The organism is Streptomyces sp. NPDC006476 (assembly GCF_040612015.1).
Taxonomy (GTDB): Bacteria; Actinomycetota; Actinomycetes; order Streptomycetales; family Streptomycetaceae; genus Streptomyces; species Streptomyces griseorubiginosus_B.
On record NZ_JBEXPK010000123.1, the window covers coordinates 1 to 14,990 of the forward strand.

The window sequence follows — 14,990 nt, forward strand, 5'->3', positions numbered from 1 at the left end:
AAAACGCTCCTGATGCCCCGCCACACCCACCCCACCCCACAACTCAGGATTGGCGCCCAGGAAGAAGACCATGCGGTCGCCGTCGACGGAGTGAAACCGCATCGAGAGGTCCTCGGGGCGGGCGAACGTGATCTCCCGCTCCGTCCGGTGGCCGTCGAAGGTGAGTTCTCCGCCCGCGGCGATGATGTTGACCAGCACGCCCCGCCGTACCTGGCCGTGGGCGGCCGGCCCGGTCTCCGCCTCGCGGGCGAGGAGTTCGGCCCGGAAACGCTGGTGTTCGACGGCCTCCCTGATCAGTTCCGCCACACGCCGGGCGAGGCCAGCGAACGACTCATCCCTGTCGACGCGGACACGCACCGGGAGGACGTTCGCCATCACGCCGGGCGTGGCCCGGCCGGCGGGTCCGGTGCGGGCGCCGACGGGGAGGTCGACGACGACCTCGCTCTCGGCGACGACCGCGCTGAGGTACAGGGCCACGGCGGCGAAGATCACCGCGGAGCGCCGCACCCCGGCCGCGTCGGCCGCGCGGTTCAGCCCGGCCAGCTCGATCTCCGTGTGCGGGGTCCGCAGACTGCCGCGCACGACGTCACGGCCTCGGGGGTCCGGCAGCGCGCCGCTCTCGCGGTCGAGCGCGGACGGGACCAGGCCGCCGGCCGCTCTGTCGAGCCAGTACGCGCGGTCCCGGGCGAACTCCTCAGAGGCGAGATAGGCCGTCTCCTCGTCGGCCAGGGCGGCGAGCGAGCCGTAGGACGGGGACCCGGTGGGCTCCCCGCGCACGAGCCGCCGGTAGACCTCCTCCACCCGCCGCTCCACCAGCGAGGCGCCGATGGCGTCGCTGATCAGGTGGTGGTACTGCTGATGCCACAGGAAGCGATCCGGGGCGAGCCTGAGCAGCGCGAACGCGAACAGCGGGCCGCCCGTGACGTCGTACGAGCGCTCCCAGTGGCGGTCGACCCACTCGTCGGCCGCCGCGCGCGGATCAGCCTCGGCGGAGAGGTCGACGACGGCCGGCTCCCACTCCAGCGACGGATCCGGGATCTGCCGTACCTGCCCGTCCTCGGCCACGAAGCGGGTGTGCAGGGCGTCCGTCTCCACGACGACCTGCCGCAACGCCTTGGTGAACAGCAGCGGATCCACCGGCCCGAAGATTTCGCGCTGCATCGAGAAGACGGGGTCGACTCCGCGGATCTGCGCCGAGAGCCAGATCTCCAGTTGTGCGGCCGTCAGGGGCAGGGCGGAACGCTTCGTGTGCTCGGGCATGTCACCATGTCTCTTCCGATGAGGATCCGGTCGCTTCGCGGGCGGTCGCGGCCGACGGGGCGAGAAAGGGAGAAGGAGAGCCGCCACCTGCGCGCCCGGCGGTTTCACGAGGTCTCGCTTCAGGGAGGTTCACGGTGGGAGGTGCTTCGCCGTCCTCGCTCAGCTGGCCCGCTGTCAGCGGAAGCGGTTGATGGCGGCCAGATGCCGGGCGCGCAGTTCCGCGTTGGTGACACCGAGTCCTTCGCGCGGCGCCAGGCACAGCACGCCCACCTTGCCCTGGTGCAGATTGCGGTGGACCTCGTGCACAGCCTCGCCGACTTCCGGCAGCGGGAACACCTTCGACAGGGTGGGGTGGATCCTGCCCTTGCACACCAGGCGGTTGGCCTCCCAGGCCTCCCGGTAGTTGGCGAAGTGCGAGCCGACGATCCGTTTCAGCGACATCCACAGGTAGCGGTTGTCGTACTCGTGGGTGTAGCCGGAGGTCGAGGCGCAGGTGACGATCGTGCCGCCCTTCCGGGCGACGTACACACTGGCCCCGAACGTCTCACGTCCGGGGTGCTCGAAGACGATGTCGATGTCCTCACCACCTGTCAGTTCGCGGATGCGCGTGCCGAAGCGCCGCCACTCTTTCGGGTCCTGAGTGTGCTCGTCCTTCCAGAACCGGTAGCCCTCGGCGCTGCGGTCGATGACCGCCTCGGCGCCCATCGCGCGGCAGATCTCTGCCTTGTCCGGGGAGGAGACCACGCACACCGGGAAGGCGCCGCCGGCCAGCGCGAGCTGGGTCGCGAAGGAGCCGAGTCCGCCGCTGGCGCCCCAGATGAGGACGTTGTCGCCCTGTTTCATCCCGGCGCCGTTGCGGGAGACCAGTTGCCGGTAGGCGGTGGAGTTGACCAGACCGGGTGAGGCGGCCTCCTCCCAGCTCAGGTGGCCTGCCTTCGGCATCAGCTGGTTCGCCTTCACCAGGGCCAGTTCGGCCAGGCCCCCGAAGTTCGTCTCGAAGCCCCAGATCCGCTGTTCCGGATCGAGCAGGGTGTCCCCGTGCCCCTCGGCGCTCTCCAGCTCGACGGACAGGCAGTGCGCGACCACCCGGTCGCCGGGCGCCCAGGAGTTGACCCCCGGCCCGGTGCGCAGGACCACACCGGCGAGATCGGAACCGATGACGTGGTACGGCAGATCGTGCCGGCGGGCTTGGTCGTTGAGCCTGCCGTAGCGCTCCAGAAAGCCGAAGGTCGGCAGCGGTTCGAAGATCGAGGACCACACGGTGTTGTAGTTCACCGAGCTGGCCATGACTGCGACCAGCACCTCGCCCAGACCGGGTTCGGGCGTCGGCACGTCCTGTATGTGAAGGGTCTTGCGCGGATCCTTGTCGGCCGTCGCCATTCCCTCGAATGCATCGGTATCGGATTTACGGACGACAGCTCCCCGATAACTCTCCGGAATTCTGGTTCCGGAGAAATCGGCGGCTGTCGCGTTATCGGAGAGAGCAGCACTGACTATTTCCTGCACAACCACTCGTTTCTCACTCCTGGGGAGTGACTCTGCGGCATGCCCGCTGTGCTGGGATTTCGCCAGTTTAGGGTCCGGCCGTGCACCGCCGCATCACCAGCCTTGGTAGTGGTCGCCGACTATTCAGGTAGGTGATGTGCGGTGCCGACCGCCCATGCCAGTGTCGGCCCGTTAGGCACGCGAAAGAGACGAGGTGCCATGCCTGAGCTGGACAAGCACACCGCCTTGCCCCTGACCGCCGCGCAACTGGAGATCTGGCTCTCGCTGCAGATCCTGCGAAATCCCCGAATCGCGTCGGTGGAGCGCGAGATATTCGGCACTCTCAAGCTGTCGGCGTTCGAGGCCGCGCTACGGCGGGTGGTCTCGGAGACGGACTCCTTGCACACGTACTTCGTCTCCGACGGCCCGCTGGTACGACAGGTGGCGGATCCGTCGCTCGCATGGGAACTGACGGTCGTCGACCTCTCTGATGCGGACGATCCGCGCGCCGCGGCCGACGCCTGGGTCGACACCCACTGGAACCGTGCCTACCCCACCGACCGGGGACCGCTGTTCCACTACGCGCTGCTTGCCCTCGGCCCGGACCACTTCCGGTGGCATCAGCAGTACCACCAGATCATGGGCGACATCTCGGCGTTCTCCCTCATCGAACAGCGGGTCGCGGAGGTCTACCGCGCCCTGGTGCGCGGCGAGACCGTGCCGGACCCCGGATACGGCTCCCTCGCTGGCCTGGTCGACGCGGAGCTGGCGTACCAGGAGTCCGCCGACTACGCCGCCGACCGGCGGTTCTGGCTGGAGCGGGCCGAGGAGGGCCTCAGCCCGTCCCTGCTGACCGGCGGGCCCGGCGTCGGCTGGAACTCGGCCGAGGTGACCCGCGGTTGTGTGCGCGCCGACCAGGTGAGCATCGAGCTGGCCGGGCTGAACCGCGCGGCCGACGCGGCCGGCGTGCGGCGCTCCGCCGTGATCATCGCGGCGATGGCGGCGTACGTCGGCGCGATGAACGGCACAGCGGACGTCGTGGTGAACCTGCCGGTGAGCGCCCGGGTGGGTCCCGTCGCCCAGGCCACTCCGGGTGTGATGTCAAACATCCTGCCCCTGCGGCTCCACATCGACAGCACGGCGCCCTTCACCGCGCTCGCCCGGCAGGCCGCGGAGGAGGTGCGCCGGGTGATGCGGCACCAGCGCTTCCGTAACGAGCACCTCGTACGCGAGATCGGCACGACCTCGGCGGGCCAGGAACTGCCGGGCGTCACCGTGAACATCATCTCCGGCAGCGACCTGGACTTCGACGGCCAACGGACGGAGCGGGAGATCTTCTTCGCCTGCCCGGTCGACCTGATGACGGGTTTCTGCGTCAGCGGCGACCGGATGCTGGTGTCGTTCCTCGCCAATCCTGAGTTGTGGGGTGGGGTGGGTGTGGCGGGGCATCAGGAGCGTTTTTTGCGGGTGTTGGAGCAGGTGGTGGCTGATCCGGGGGTGCGGGTGGGGGCGGTGGATCTGCTGGTGGGGGGTGAGCGTGAGCGGCTTGAGGAGTGGAACGACACGGGGTGTGGGGTGCCGGCGGGGAGTTGGGTGGAGTTGTGGCGGGCGCGGGTGGCGGCGGTGCCGGACGCGGTGGCGGTGGTGAGTCCGGAGGAGGACGAAGGACCGTTGTCCTATGCGGAGTTGGACGCGCGGGCTGGGCGGCTGGCCGGCTGGCTGCGGGGGCGGGGTGTGGGTCCGGAGGGTGTGGTCGCGGTGGCCGTCCCCCGGGGTGTGGAGATGCTGGTGGCGATCCTGGGGGTGTTGAAGGCGGGGGCGTCGTATCTGCCGCTGGACCTCGCGTATCCGCAGGAGCGGACGGTGTTCATGCTGGAGGACACCCGTCCCGCGCTCGTGCTGACCACGACCGGCGTGGCGGACAAACTGCCGGTGGTAGCGGGGGTGGAGGTGGTGGCACTGGACGGTGCTGCCGCCGCCGAGATCGCCGGACAGCCAGCAGCGGACCTGGACTTGGCCGTTGAGCTTCGGGCGGAGCATCCGGCGTACGTGATCTATACGTCGGGTTCGACGGGTCGGCCGAAGGGTGTGGTGGTTCCGCACCGGGGGGTCGTGAACTATGTGTCGTGGCTGCAGGCCGAGCACGGGATCGGTGTGGGGGACCGGCTGCTGCACAAGACGCCGGTGACGTTCGACGTGTCGGTGCGGGAGCTGCTGTGGCCGCTGGCGGCGGGCGCGGCGCTGGTGCTGGCGCGGCCCGGCGGTCAGGGGGATGCCCGCTACATCGCCGAGCTGATCACCGCCGAGGAGGTCACGGGGACGCATTTCGTGCCGTCGATGCTGGAGGTCTTCACCCAGGAACCCGCCGCCGCCCGCTGCACGAGTCTGCGGTGGGTGATGTGCAGCGGTGAAGCCCTGCCCGCGTCCGCCGTGGCCCAGCTCACCGCTGTGCTGGATGTGCCGGTCCACAACCTCTACGGCCCCACGGAGGCGTCCGTCGATGTGACCGCCTGCCGTGACGTCTCTCCGGAGGGTCCGGTTCCGATCGGGGTGCCCGCGGCCAACACTCGCCTGTACGTCCTGGACTCTGCACTGCGCCTGGTGCCGCCGGGTGTCGCGGGTGAGCTGTACCTGGCCGGCGCGGGACTCGCCCGCGGCTACGCCCGGCGTCCGGGACTGACCGCCTGCCGGTTTGTGGCCTGTCCGTTCGAGCCGGGCGAGCGGATGTACCGGACGGGGGATGTGGTGCGCCGGCGGCGGGACGGGCGGCTGGACTACCTCGGGCGTGCGGACGACCAGGTCAAGATCCGCGGGTTCCGTGTCGAACCCGCCGAGATCGAGGCCGTCCTGACCCGGCATCCCAATGTCGCGCAGGCCGCGGTCACCGTCCACGACGACCCTGCCGGCCCCCGCCGCCTGGCCGCCTACCTCACCCCCACTGGCACCACCGACACCACCAGGACCGCCGGGACCACCAGGACCGCCGGCACCGCCGGGACTGTGCTGGACGGGGCGGAGGCGCGGGAGTTCGCCGCCCGCCGCCTGCCCGAGTACATGGTCCCTGCCGTGTGTGTGGTCCTGGACGCGCTGCCCCTGACCCCGAACGGGAAACTCGACCGGCGGGCCCTGCCCGCACCCGACTTCACCGCCCTGACCACCTCACGCCCGGCCCGCACCCCCCACGAAGAAGCCCTGTGCGCCCTGTTCGCCGACCTCCTCGGCGTCCCCGGAGTCGGGATCGACGACAACCTCTTCGCCCTCGGCGGGGACTCCCTCCTCGCCGTCCGCCTCGCCGCCCGCGCCCAGACCCAACTCGGCACCCACATCACCCTCCGCGACGTCTTCCACACCCCCACCCCCGCCGGCCTGGCCCGTGTGCACGCGGACCGGCTCGATCCGGCGTGAGCACGACGGCTTTCCCTCGACCACACCGTTCCCGAGCGAGGACCATGTCTGAGATCCACGATCTTCGTGACGCCGTGGCGAAGCTGATCCACGACGGCGACACCGTCGCCCTGGAGGGCTTCACGCATCTGATCCCCTTCCGCGCGGCGCACGAGGTCATCCGCCAGGGCATCACCGACCTCACGCTTGTGCGCATGACCCCGGACCTCCTCTACGACCAGCTCATCGGCGTGGGGGCGGCCCGGAAGCTCGTCTTCTCCTGGGGCGGCAGTCCCGGTGTGGGATCGCTGCACCGGTTCCGCGACGCGGTGGAGAACGGCTGGCCCCGCCCGCTGGAACTGGACGAGCACAGCCATGCCGGCATGGTCAACCGCTATGTCGCGGGCGCCTCACGGTTGCCGTTCGCTGTTCTGCGCGGTTACCGGGGCAACGACATCGCCGGACGCACCGGCTCCGTCGCCCCCGTCGTCTGTCCCTTCACAGGCGAGGAGCTGGCCGCGGTCGCCGCTCTCAACCCGGATGTCACCGTCATCCACGCCCAGCGGGCCGACCGGGCCGGCAACGTCCAGCTCTGGGGTCTGCTCGGGGTGCAGAAGGAGGCGGTCCTCGCGGCCGACCGGGTGCTGGTCACGGTGGAGGAGCTGGTCGACCGCCTCACTCCGCTTCCGGGCGCGGTCACCTTGCCCGCCTGGGTCATCGACGCCGTCGCGGTCGTCCCCGGCGGCGCCCACCCGTCGTACGCCGCCGGGTACAGCAGCCGTGACAACGACTACTACCGGGCGTGGAGCGAGGTGTCCCGGGACCGCGAGGTCTTCGGGAGCTGGGTCGAGGGGAACATCCTGCGCACGGAGGGGGCCACCATTCGATGACCGGGACATGCACCGCTGAGCAGCCCCTTGCCGTCACTGGGTACGAGCTGATGGAGATCTGCGCCGCCCGAGCGCTGGCCGGGGCCAGGACCTGTCTGGCGGGCGTCGGGATCCCCAGCACGGCGGCCAACCTCGCGCGCCGGGCGTACCATCCGGATCTCGTCGTGATCTACGAGTCGGGCGTCATCGGCTCCAAGCCCAGCCGGCTGCCGCTGTCCATCGCCGACGGCGAACTCGCGGAGACCGCGGACTTGGTGATCCCGATGCCGGAGATGTTCAACTACTGGATACAGGGTGGCCGCATTGACATCGGCTTCCTGGGCGCCGCCCAGGTGGACCGGTTCGCCAACATCAACAGCACGGTCGTGGACCGCGGTCCTGAGTTGCCCGAGAAACGCCTCCCCGGTGCCGGCGGCGCGCCCGAGATCGCCGCGCATTGCGGCGGTGTGCTGATCGTGGTGCGGCACACCACCCGTAACTTCGTGGCGAAGGCGGACTTCGTGACCACCTTCGGCCACGGCTCGGGACCCGGTGACCGCGAAAGGTTCGGGCTGCCCGGCGCCGGGCCGGTCGCCGTCATCTCCGACCTGGGAGTCCTGCGGCCGGATCCGGCCACGGTGGAACTCGTCCTCACCGAGGTGCATCCCGGAGTGACGGTCGACCAAGTGCGGACCGCGACGGGTTGGGACCTGCGCGTCGCCGAGCCCCTGGGTGTCACCGAACCGCCCACCCGCGAGGAACTCGCCGCGTTGCGCGCCCTGAAGAACGTGGGCGAGCCGGTACGGGACGGCGCCGCGAAGACCTGAAGGACCTCACCCTCTGGAAGATAAGGAGAACGCTGTGGCCGACAACCCCTTCGACGACGAGGACGGCACGTTCCTCGTTCTGGTCAACGACGAGAACCAGCACTCGCTCTGGCCCCTTTTCGCCGACGTCCCGGCGGGCTGGACCACCGTGCACGGCCCGGCTCCCCGCGCCGCGTGCCTGGAGTACATCGAGCGTGAGTGGACGGACATGCGTCCCGCGAGCCTCGTACGCGCCATGAGCGCCGCCGCCGAGGACGGCCGCTAGCGGTCGCGGCCCCGCCGGCCGGCGCAGCCACCCCCAACGTACGGAGACACCATGACTGTTCACGGCATTGCGTATCTCGACCTCTACACCCAGGACCACGCGTCCACGATCGACTACTTCGCCGGCCTGGGATTCGCGCGGATGGCGGAATCCCAGGACAACGACCGCTGTTCCACGCTGCTCCGGCAGGGCGACCTGCGGCTGGCCGTGACGTCGGGACCGGCGGTGCGGGACTTCCTTGACAAGCACGGGGACGGTGTCGCGGACATTGCCCTGACCTGTGACGACGTCCCAGCGGCCGTCGAGCGCGCGGTGGCCGCCGGTGCGGCCGACCTCGGTTCCCCCTGCGGCGCGCCGGTCGTGTTGGGGTTCGGGGACGTACGGCACACCCTGCTGCCCGCGGCCGAGGGCGACCCCGGCCGGACTCCGCCCACCGGCCGCTGGGTGCCCGTCGCGGCCTCCGTCCCGCAGTCGCCGGAGACCGTCCGGCTGCTGGACCACATCGCGGTCTGTGTCGAGGGCGGCCGGCTCGGCGAGTACGCCGGTTTCTACCGGGACGCCTTCGCCTTCACGCTCTATTCGGCCGAGTACGTGACGCTCGGCGGGCAGGCCATGGACTCCGTCGTGTTGCGCAGCGCGTCGGAGAACGTCACCTTCACCTTGGTCGCACCCGACCCTGGCAAGGAGTCCGGCCAGCTCGAAGCCTTCCTGGATCGCAACGGGGGGCCCGGAGTGCAGCATCTGGCGTTCCTCGTCGACGACATCGTCTCCGCAGTGCGCCGGTTCCGGGACGGGGGCGTGGACTTCCTGAGCACGCCGAACGGCTACTACGACATCCTGAACACGCGGCTGCCCGGCTTGGCGGACCGGATCGAGGACCTACGGGACGCGCAGGTGCTGGCCGACAGCGACGAGTGGGGGCATCTGATGCAGTTGTTCACCAAGTCACCGTACGAGCGCAACACCCTCTTCTTCGAGCTGATTCAGCGTCAAGGCTCTCGAGGGTTCGGCAGCGCGAACATCCGGGCCCTGTACGAGGCCGTCGAGCGCGACCGGCTCGCCGCCTCGTGACCGCCCCTGCCGGTCGCGCCACAGCCGTGAACATGTTCACCCTGACCGACTACGCCGGACAGGCCCGCACGATGCTGCCGAGGAGTGTCTGGGACTTCATCGAGGGCGGCGCCGGCGAGGAACGCACCCTCGCCGCCAACCGGGCGGCCTTCGACCGGGTACGGCTGTTCCCGCGGGCGCTGTCCGGCACGGACCGGCCCTCCCTCGCGACCACGGTCCTGGGCCGTACCTGGCGGACCCCTCTCGCCGTCGCCCCCATGGCCTACCACCGGCTGGCCCACCCGGCTGGCGAGGTCGCGACCGCGCGGGCCGCCGGGGCCGCCGGAGTGCCCCTGGTGGTGAGCACGTTCGCGAGCCGCACCTTCGAGGACATCAAGGCAGCGGCCCGCGGCCCGCTGTGGCTCCAGGTGTACTGCTTCCGGGACCGCTCCCTGACGCGGGACCTCGTCGCACGCGCCGAGAGCGCCGGCTTCGAGGCCCTGGTCCTGACCGTCGACGCCCCCATCCTGGGCAGCCGGCACCGGGACCTGCGCAACCGTTTCCGGCTCCCCAAGGACATCGGGCCCGTCAACCTTCCCGACGGCGAGTTCTCCTCGCCCAGCGACCATGCGCGCGCCGAGTTCGCCCCCGCTCTCGACTGGTCGGTCGTCGAGTGGCTGCTCGGCGTCAGCTCACTGCCGGTGCTGGTCAAGGGGGTTCTTACCGCGTCCGACGCACGGCTGGCGCTGTCCGCGGGAGCGGCCGGCATCGTGGTGTCCAACCACGGCGGACGGCAGCTGGACGGCGCGCCGGCCACCCTGGACGTACTGCCCGAGATCGCGGCGGCGGTCGCGGGTGCCTGCCCGGTGCTGCTGGACAGCGGCGTGCGCAGCGGGTCCGACATCCTGGCGGCTCTGGCGTCCGGTGCCGACGGGGTGCTGGTGGGACGGCCCGTCCTGCACGGCCTGGCCGTGGCGCGCGAGGTCGGCGCGCAGCATGTGCTGGACATCCTGGCGAGTGAGCTGGCGGACGCGATGATCCTCACCGGCACGTCCTCGACCGGCGACGTGGCTGCGGCCCTGCTCGGCCCACGGGCCCCTGCCACGCCACCGCACGTGTCCGACGTCGGTACCTCGCGCGCCGGCTCCGGTCCGCTCCCGCACTCCGCTGACGACCTGCGGAAGGCGGATCTGCACGGCAGTCTGCGGGACCCGCTGCTAGAAACGATGACCTTCCTCAATGAGATCACCGACCGCTATCCCGCGGCGGTCTCGTTCGCTCCGGGCCGTCCCTGCGACGGCTTCTTCGACACTGAGGACGTCTTCAAGAATCTGCGCCGCTACCTCGACCACCTGGAGGCCGGCGGTGCCTCGCCCGACCAGGTGCGCTCCGCTCTCTTCCAGTACGGTCCCACGGCCGGCCAGATCCGCGAGGTGATCGCCGACTGGCTGCGCGAACACGAGGACATCGATGTCCCGGCGGAGTCCGTGGTCGTGACCGTCGGCTGCCAGGAGGCGATACTCCTGGCGATCCGCGCCCTCATCTCGGGCCCCCAGGATGTCCTGCTCGTCTCCAGCCCCTGCTACGTCGGCGCCAACGGCGCGGCACGGCTACTCGACGCCGAGGTGACCGCGGTCCCCGAGGGACCTGAGGGACTGAGCTGCGCCGACCTGAGGGCGGTCGTCCGACGGGAGCGGGCGCGTGGGCGCCGGCCCCGCGCCTTCTACCTGGTCCCCGACCACGCCAACCCGTCCGGTGCGACGCTGCCCCTCGCCACGCGACGGGAACTGCTCGAACTGGCGGCTCGCGAGGACATCCTGCTCCTTGAAGACAGCCCCTACCGGCTGGTGAGCCCTGGCGAGCGGCTGCCGACCCTCAAGTCCCTCGACCGCGACCGGCGGGTCGTACACCTGGGCTCGCTGGCCAAGACCCTCTTCCCGGGAGCCCGAGTCGGCTTCGCCGTCGCGGACCAGACTGTCGTGGACGAGACGACGGGTGCGCGCGTGCTGCTGGCGGACGAACTCGCCAAGCTCAAGAGCATGGTGACGGTGAACACGTCACCGGTGACGCAGGCCGTCGTCGCGGGCATGCTGCTCTCCGACGGCGGCCGTGCCGCGGAGCAGCACGGCGTGAAGGCGGCGGCCCATTACGGCGACGCGATGCGGACCGTACTGGAGCAGCTCGAAGCGGCCTTCCCCGTGCCGGAGCGATCCGCGCTCGGCGTCAGCTGGAACAGGCCCTCGGGCGGGTTCTTTCTGACCGTGACGGTGCCCTTCGTGGCCGACGAAGCGGCATTGGCCCGCTCCGCGGAGCAGTTCGGAGTCATCTGGACACCCATGTCCTATTTCTATCCGGACGGCGGCGGGGAGAAGTCGCTGCGGCTTTCGGTGAGTTACCTCTCGCTCCCGGAAATCGTCGAAGGGATCGCCCGTCTCGCGCGATTCATCACGTCGTCTCGCGCCGTTCCGGCACCTTCGAAAACCTGAGGGCAACTGCATGGAATACGACATCAGCTCACTTGTGGAAGGCGCGACCTACAGAGCCGGCAACCCTTTTGAGGTCTGGCAGTGGATGCGCGAGAACGCCCCCGTCGTCCACTACGACGCCGGTGAGTTCGGCACGATCTGGTCTCTGACGCGGTTCGCCGACGTCAAGGCGGTTCTTCGCGACGCGGATACGTTCACCTCGTCTTCCGGGATCCTGCTCCGGCCCGTGGCGCAGGGAGGCGATCCGGGCGGCGACAAGACCCTCGCGCTGTCCGACGCCGCGCGCCACGCCACCCTGCGTTCCGCGGTCGCCGGCTGGTTCGCGCCCCGCAATCTCCGGTTGCTGACGGAGTCGATGGAGGCCGCCGCACGCGGCATCGTGTCCGACGCCGTGTCGAAGTCCCGTGTCGACTTCGTCACCGAGGTCGCGGCGAGGCTTCCGCTAGAAGTGGTGTGGACTTTCTTCGATATTCCCGCGAACGACCGGGCCGCGGTCACCGGTTGGTCGATGGCCGCTTTCTGTGCGACGACCGCGGTAGAGCGCAGTATGGCGCACCTGGAGATCCTCGAATACTTCAGTTCCCTCGCGAAGAAGCGTCGCGAACAACCGGGCGATGACCTGGTGAGCGTTCTGGCCGGAATCGAGTTCGAGGGCCGGCTCCTCCCGATGGAAGAGGTGGTTCTGAACTGCGACAACCTCTTGGTGGGCGGCACCGAGAACGTCCGGCTCGCGCTGGCCGGCGGCATTCACTCGCTGATCGGCCACCCGGACCAGTGGGCTCTGCTCCGGGACGATTTCACCCAGGTGATTCCCACAGCCGTGGACGAGATCCTGAGGTGGACGGCAAGCGCCACGCACCTGGTGCGGACCGCGCGCCAGGACACGGTGATCGGCGGGCAGCGGATCCGCCGCGGTGACCGTGTGGTGCTGTGGCTGCCCTCGGCCAACCGGGACGCGGACGAGTTCACCGACCCGGACCGGTTCGACCTGACCAGGACGCCGAACCGCCATGTCTCGCTCGGCAGCGGGCCCCACCACTGCGTCGGAGTTCAGCTCGCCAAGTTAGAGATCCGGGCCGTGCTCCAGGAGCTGACCCGCCAGGTGTACCGGATCGTCCCGTACGAACAGGCTGAACGCCTGGAATCCATAGTCGTCAATGGATTCCGTACGCTGCCTGTCCAGTTGGAGCCGCGCGCGTCGGTCCGTGTCCTGGAGTGAGCGTCCTTGCGGAGTCAAAGGGCAGGACGGCGAGAGGAGATGTCCGCGGTGAAGGATGCACTCGGCCACGGTTCGCTGCGGGGATGCGGCGTGCCACGAGGCGAGCTGATGCCCCGGCGCGCCTCGGTACTCCAGCGAGGGCTGTGGCGGAACGCGGACTTCCGCAACCTCTGGTTCGGTCTGACGGCCTCACTCTTCGGAGCCAAGATCACCGCGATTGCCGTTCCCCTCATCGCAAGCCGCACGCTGCACGCCACACCGCTGGAGATGGGCTCGCTCGTGGCGATGGAGTACCTGCCCTACCTGGTCATCAGCCTGGCCGCCGGCGTCTGGCTCGACCGCCGGCCCAAGCTGCCCCTGCTGATCCTGAGCGACATCGCCCGCGCCGGTCTGCTCATGACCATTCCGGTGGCCTGGTTCCTCGACGTCCTGTCGGTCCCCCTGCTCCTCACCGTGGCGCTCCTCATCGGGTTCTGCACCGTCGTCTCGGACATCGGCAGCACTGCATACCTGCCCTCGCTCGTCGGCCGCGACCAGCTGATCGAGGGCAACAGCAAGCTGGAGCTGAGCAGTTCCGCCTCCAACATCGGCGGCAACGCACTAGGCGGAGTGGTGCTCCAACTCGTCTCAGCACCGCTGACGCTGCTGTTTAACTCGGCGGCGTACCTGCTGTCCGCCGCATTCACCTTCCGCATCCGGCACCAGGAGCCGCAGCGGCAGGTTCACGACCAGCGGCCGGGCATGCTCCAGGAGATACGAGAGGGCGTCCATGCGGCCTTCGGCCACCCCACCATCCGCAGGATCGTCCTGGCCACCATGATCTTCAACTTCTTCACCTTCGTCATCGAGCCGGTCCTTCTGCTCTTCCTCACCCGGACCCTGGACCTGCCGGCCTTCTCCATCGGCCTCGTCTTCTCCGCGTCCGGCGCCGGGGCACTCACCGGAGCGCTCATCGCCGGGCGGGTCAGCCGCCGCCTCGGCCTGGGCCGCGCGCTCGTCGGCTCACTGCTCCTGGCAGGTCTGGCCGCGCTGCTGATCCCCGCCACGGTCCTCGTGCCCTCCTGGTCCGCCCACTTCATGATAGTCACCGTGTATTTCGTCAACTCGGTGATAGTGATCGTCTACAATGTCAACCAGCGCAGTCTGCGCTCCGCCCTGACTCCCGACCGGCTGCAAGGCCGGATGAACGCCTCGATCCGCATGGTGGTCATGGGCGTGGCACCCGCCGGAGCCTTCCTCGGCGGCGCACTCGGCACCTGGCTCGGCACCCTGCCGGTCCTCGTCCTCGGCACCGCCGGGATCATCCTCGCCAGCTGTTCCCTGCTCCTCTCCCACGTCCGGACGGTCGCAGCGCTCCCGGTCCTGCAGGAGTTCTTCTGACTCCCCGCTAAGGCTGCAAACTGATCCCCTCAAAGGCTTCGTCCGCCGTGCCATGCCCCTCCTTCCGAAGCCGCGGAGGGCTCTGCGGCCGCTGGAGGCGTGCAGAGACGATCTCGGCGACGGCCGCTACCTGGTCGCTGAGATAGAAGTGACCGCCGGGGAACTCCATCAGCTCGAACTCCCCCCTGGTATGGCTCCGCCAGGCCGCCAGGCCGTCCCGCGTCAGATCGGCGTCGCGGTCGCCGTAGAAGGCGAACACGGGACACGAGAGGGCGGGACCGTGACGGTGGACGTAGGTCTCGATCGCTTTGAAGTCGCTACGGATGGCCGGGAGGAACAGCTGCAGCAGGTCGTCGTCATCGAGGAGCCGGGAGTCCGTGCCATTCAACCTCTCCATTTCCGCGGGCAGTTCACTGTCGCTCATGAGGTGTACCCGCCCGGCACGAGGTCGCGAGGGAGCACGGCGTGCGGAGACGAAGAGGGCTGCGGGCACCGTGTCGCTGGCTTCCAGACAACTGGCGACCTCGAAGGCGAGTGCGGCACCCATGCTGTGCCCGAACAAGGCCAGCTGGTCCTCCCGCCATGGAGCCAGCGCGTCAACGATGTGGGCGGCCAGGGTGCCCAGGCTGTCGACCGTGTTCTCGTTGAGGCGCTCCCCACGCCCCGGGTACTGCACCGCGCAGACCTCCACGGCGGGAGACAGCGCCGCCGACAGCGGAAAGTAGAAACTGGCTGATCCGCCCGCGTGGGGCAGGCAGAGCAGAC

11 protein-coding genes are annotated in these 14,990 nt (G+C 69.6%); 8 read left to right on the top strand and 3 right to left on the bottom strand.

The window, feature by feature from the left end; genetic code table 11:
• Together ABZZ74_RS49500 and ccrA are read right to left on the bottom strand one after the other, a co-directional pair.
• Positions 1-1,260 (bottom strand): condensation domain-containing protein (locus tag ABZZ74_RS49500; protein WP_356950706.1); only part of this gene is annotated, 1,260 nt, incomplete at its 3' end.
• A gap of 174 nt (positions 1,261-1,434) precedes the next feature.
• Entirely contained in the window at positions 1,435-2,766 is a 1,332-nt protein-coding gene (gene ccrA, locus ABZZ74_RS49505; protein ID WP_356950715.1) for a crotonyl-CoA carboxylase/reductase, read from the bottom strand.
• Positions 2,767-2,964: 198 nt separating this feature from the next.
• On the opposite strand from ccrA, the gene ABZZ74_RS49510 reads away from it, so the two are divergent.
• From ABZZ74_RS49510 to ABZZ74_RS49545, 8 genes are read left to right on the top strand one after another with little or no spacing between them, the layout of a single operon-like run.
• Positions 2,965-6,150, top strand: a complete 3,186-nt coding sequence (locus ABZZ74_RS49510; protein ID WP_356950707.1) for an amino acid adenylation domain-containing protein — start codon at positions 2,965-2,967, stop codon at positions 6,148-6,150.
• A gap of 44 nt (positions 6,151-6,194) precedes the next feature.
• Entirely contained in the window at positions 6,195-7,019 is an 825-nt protein-coding gene (locus tag ABZZ74_RS49515) for a CoA-transferase (RefSeq protein ID WP_356950708.1), read from the top strand.
• Positions 7,020-7,069: 50 nt separating this feature from the next.
• The gene (locus ABZZ74_RS49520) at positions 7,070-7,825 is read left to right on the top strand and encodes a CoA-transferase (protein ID WP_356950716.1); all 756 of its coding nucleotides are present in this window, start codon (positions 7,070-7,072) and stop codon (positions 7,823-7,825) included.
• Between the two features lie 34 nt (positions 7,826-7,859).
• On the top strand, positions 7,860-8,090 hold the full coding sequence (locus ABZZ74_RS49525; RefSeq protein WP_356950709.1) for an MbtH family protein: 231 nt from the start codon (positions 7,860-7,862) through the stop codon (positions 8,088-8,090).
• Between the two features lie 51 nt (positions 8,091-8,141).
• Positions 8,142-9,161 carry a 4-hydroxyphenylpyruvate dioxygenase gene (gene hppD, locus ABZZ74_RS49530; protein WP_356950710.1) on the top strand — a complete coding sequence of 340 codons (1,020 nt, stop codon included), beginning with the start codon at positions 8,142-8,144 and terminating at the stop codon, positions 9,159-9,161.
• A 32-nt stretch (positions 9,162-9,193) separates the two neighbouring features.
• Entirely contained in the window at positions 9,194-11,626 is a 2,433-nt protein-coding gene (locus ABZZ74_RS49535; RefSeq protein WP_356950711.1) for an aminotransferase class I/II-fold pyridoxal phosphate-dependent enzyme, read from the top strand.
• 10 nt (positions 11,627-11,636) lie between these two features.
• Positions 11,637-12,845 carry a cytochrome P450 gene (locus ABZZ74_RS49540; RefSeq protein ID WP_356950712.1) on the top strand — a complete coding sequence of 403 codons (1,209 nt, stop codon included), beginning with the start codon at positions 11,637-11,639 and terminating at the stop codon, positions 12,843-12,845.
• A 48-nt stretch (positions 12,846-12,893) separates the two neighbouring features.
• Positions 12,894-14,225: an MFS transporter gene (locus ABZZ74_RS49545; RefSeq protein ID WP_356950713.1), complete on the top strand. Its 1,332-nt coding sequence runs from the start codon at positions 12,894-12,896 to the stop codon at positions 14,223-14,225.
• Between the two features lie 7 nt (positions 14,226-14,232).
• On the opposite strand, the gene ABZZ74_RS49550 is transcribed toward ABZZ74_RS49545, so the two are convergent.
• On the bottom strand, positions 14,233-14,990 hold a 758-nt coding region (locus ABZZ74_RS49550), incomplete at its 5' end, for an alpha/beta fold hydrolase (RefSeq protein ID WP_356950714.1).

What these genes read in the sequence shown, in the direction of transcription:
- ABZZ74_RS49510 (WP_356950707.1), top strand. Translation starts at nt 2,965, where the DNA reads ATGCCTGAGCTGGACAAGCACACCGCCTTGCCCCTGACCGCCGCGCAA.
- ABZZ74_RS49515 (WP_356950708.1), top strand. Translation starts at nt 6,195, where the DNA reads ATGTCTGAGATCCACGATCTTCGTGACGCCGTGGCGAAGCTGATCCAC.
- ABZZ74_RS49520 (WP_356950716.1), top strand. Translation starts at nt 7,070, where the DNA reads ATGGAGATCTGCGCCGCCCGAGCGCTGGCCGGGGCCAGGACCTGTCTG.
- hppD (WP_356950710.1), top strand. Translation starts at nt 8,142, where the DNA reads ATGACTGTTCACGGCATTGCGTATCTCGACCTCTACACCCAGGACCAC.
- ABZZ74_RS49535 (WP_356950711.1), top strand. Translation starts at nt 9,194, where the DNA reads ATGTTCACCCTGACCGACTACGCCGGACAGGCCCGCACGATGCTGCCG.
- ABZZ74_RS49540 (WP_356950712.1), top strand. Translation starts at nt 11,637, where the DNA reads ATGGAATACGACATCAGCTCACTTGTGGAAGGCGCGACCTACAGAGCC.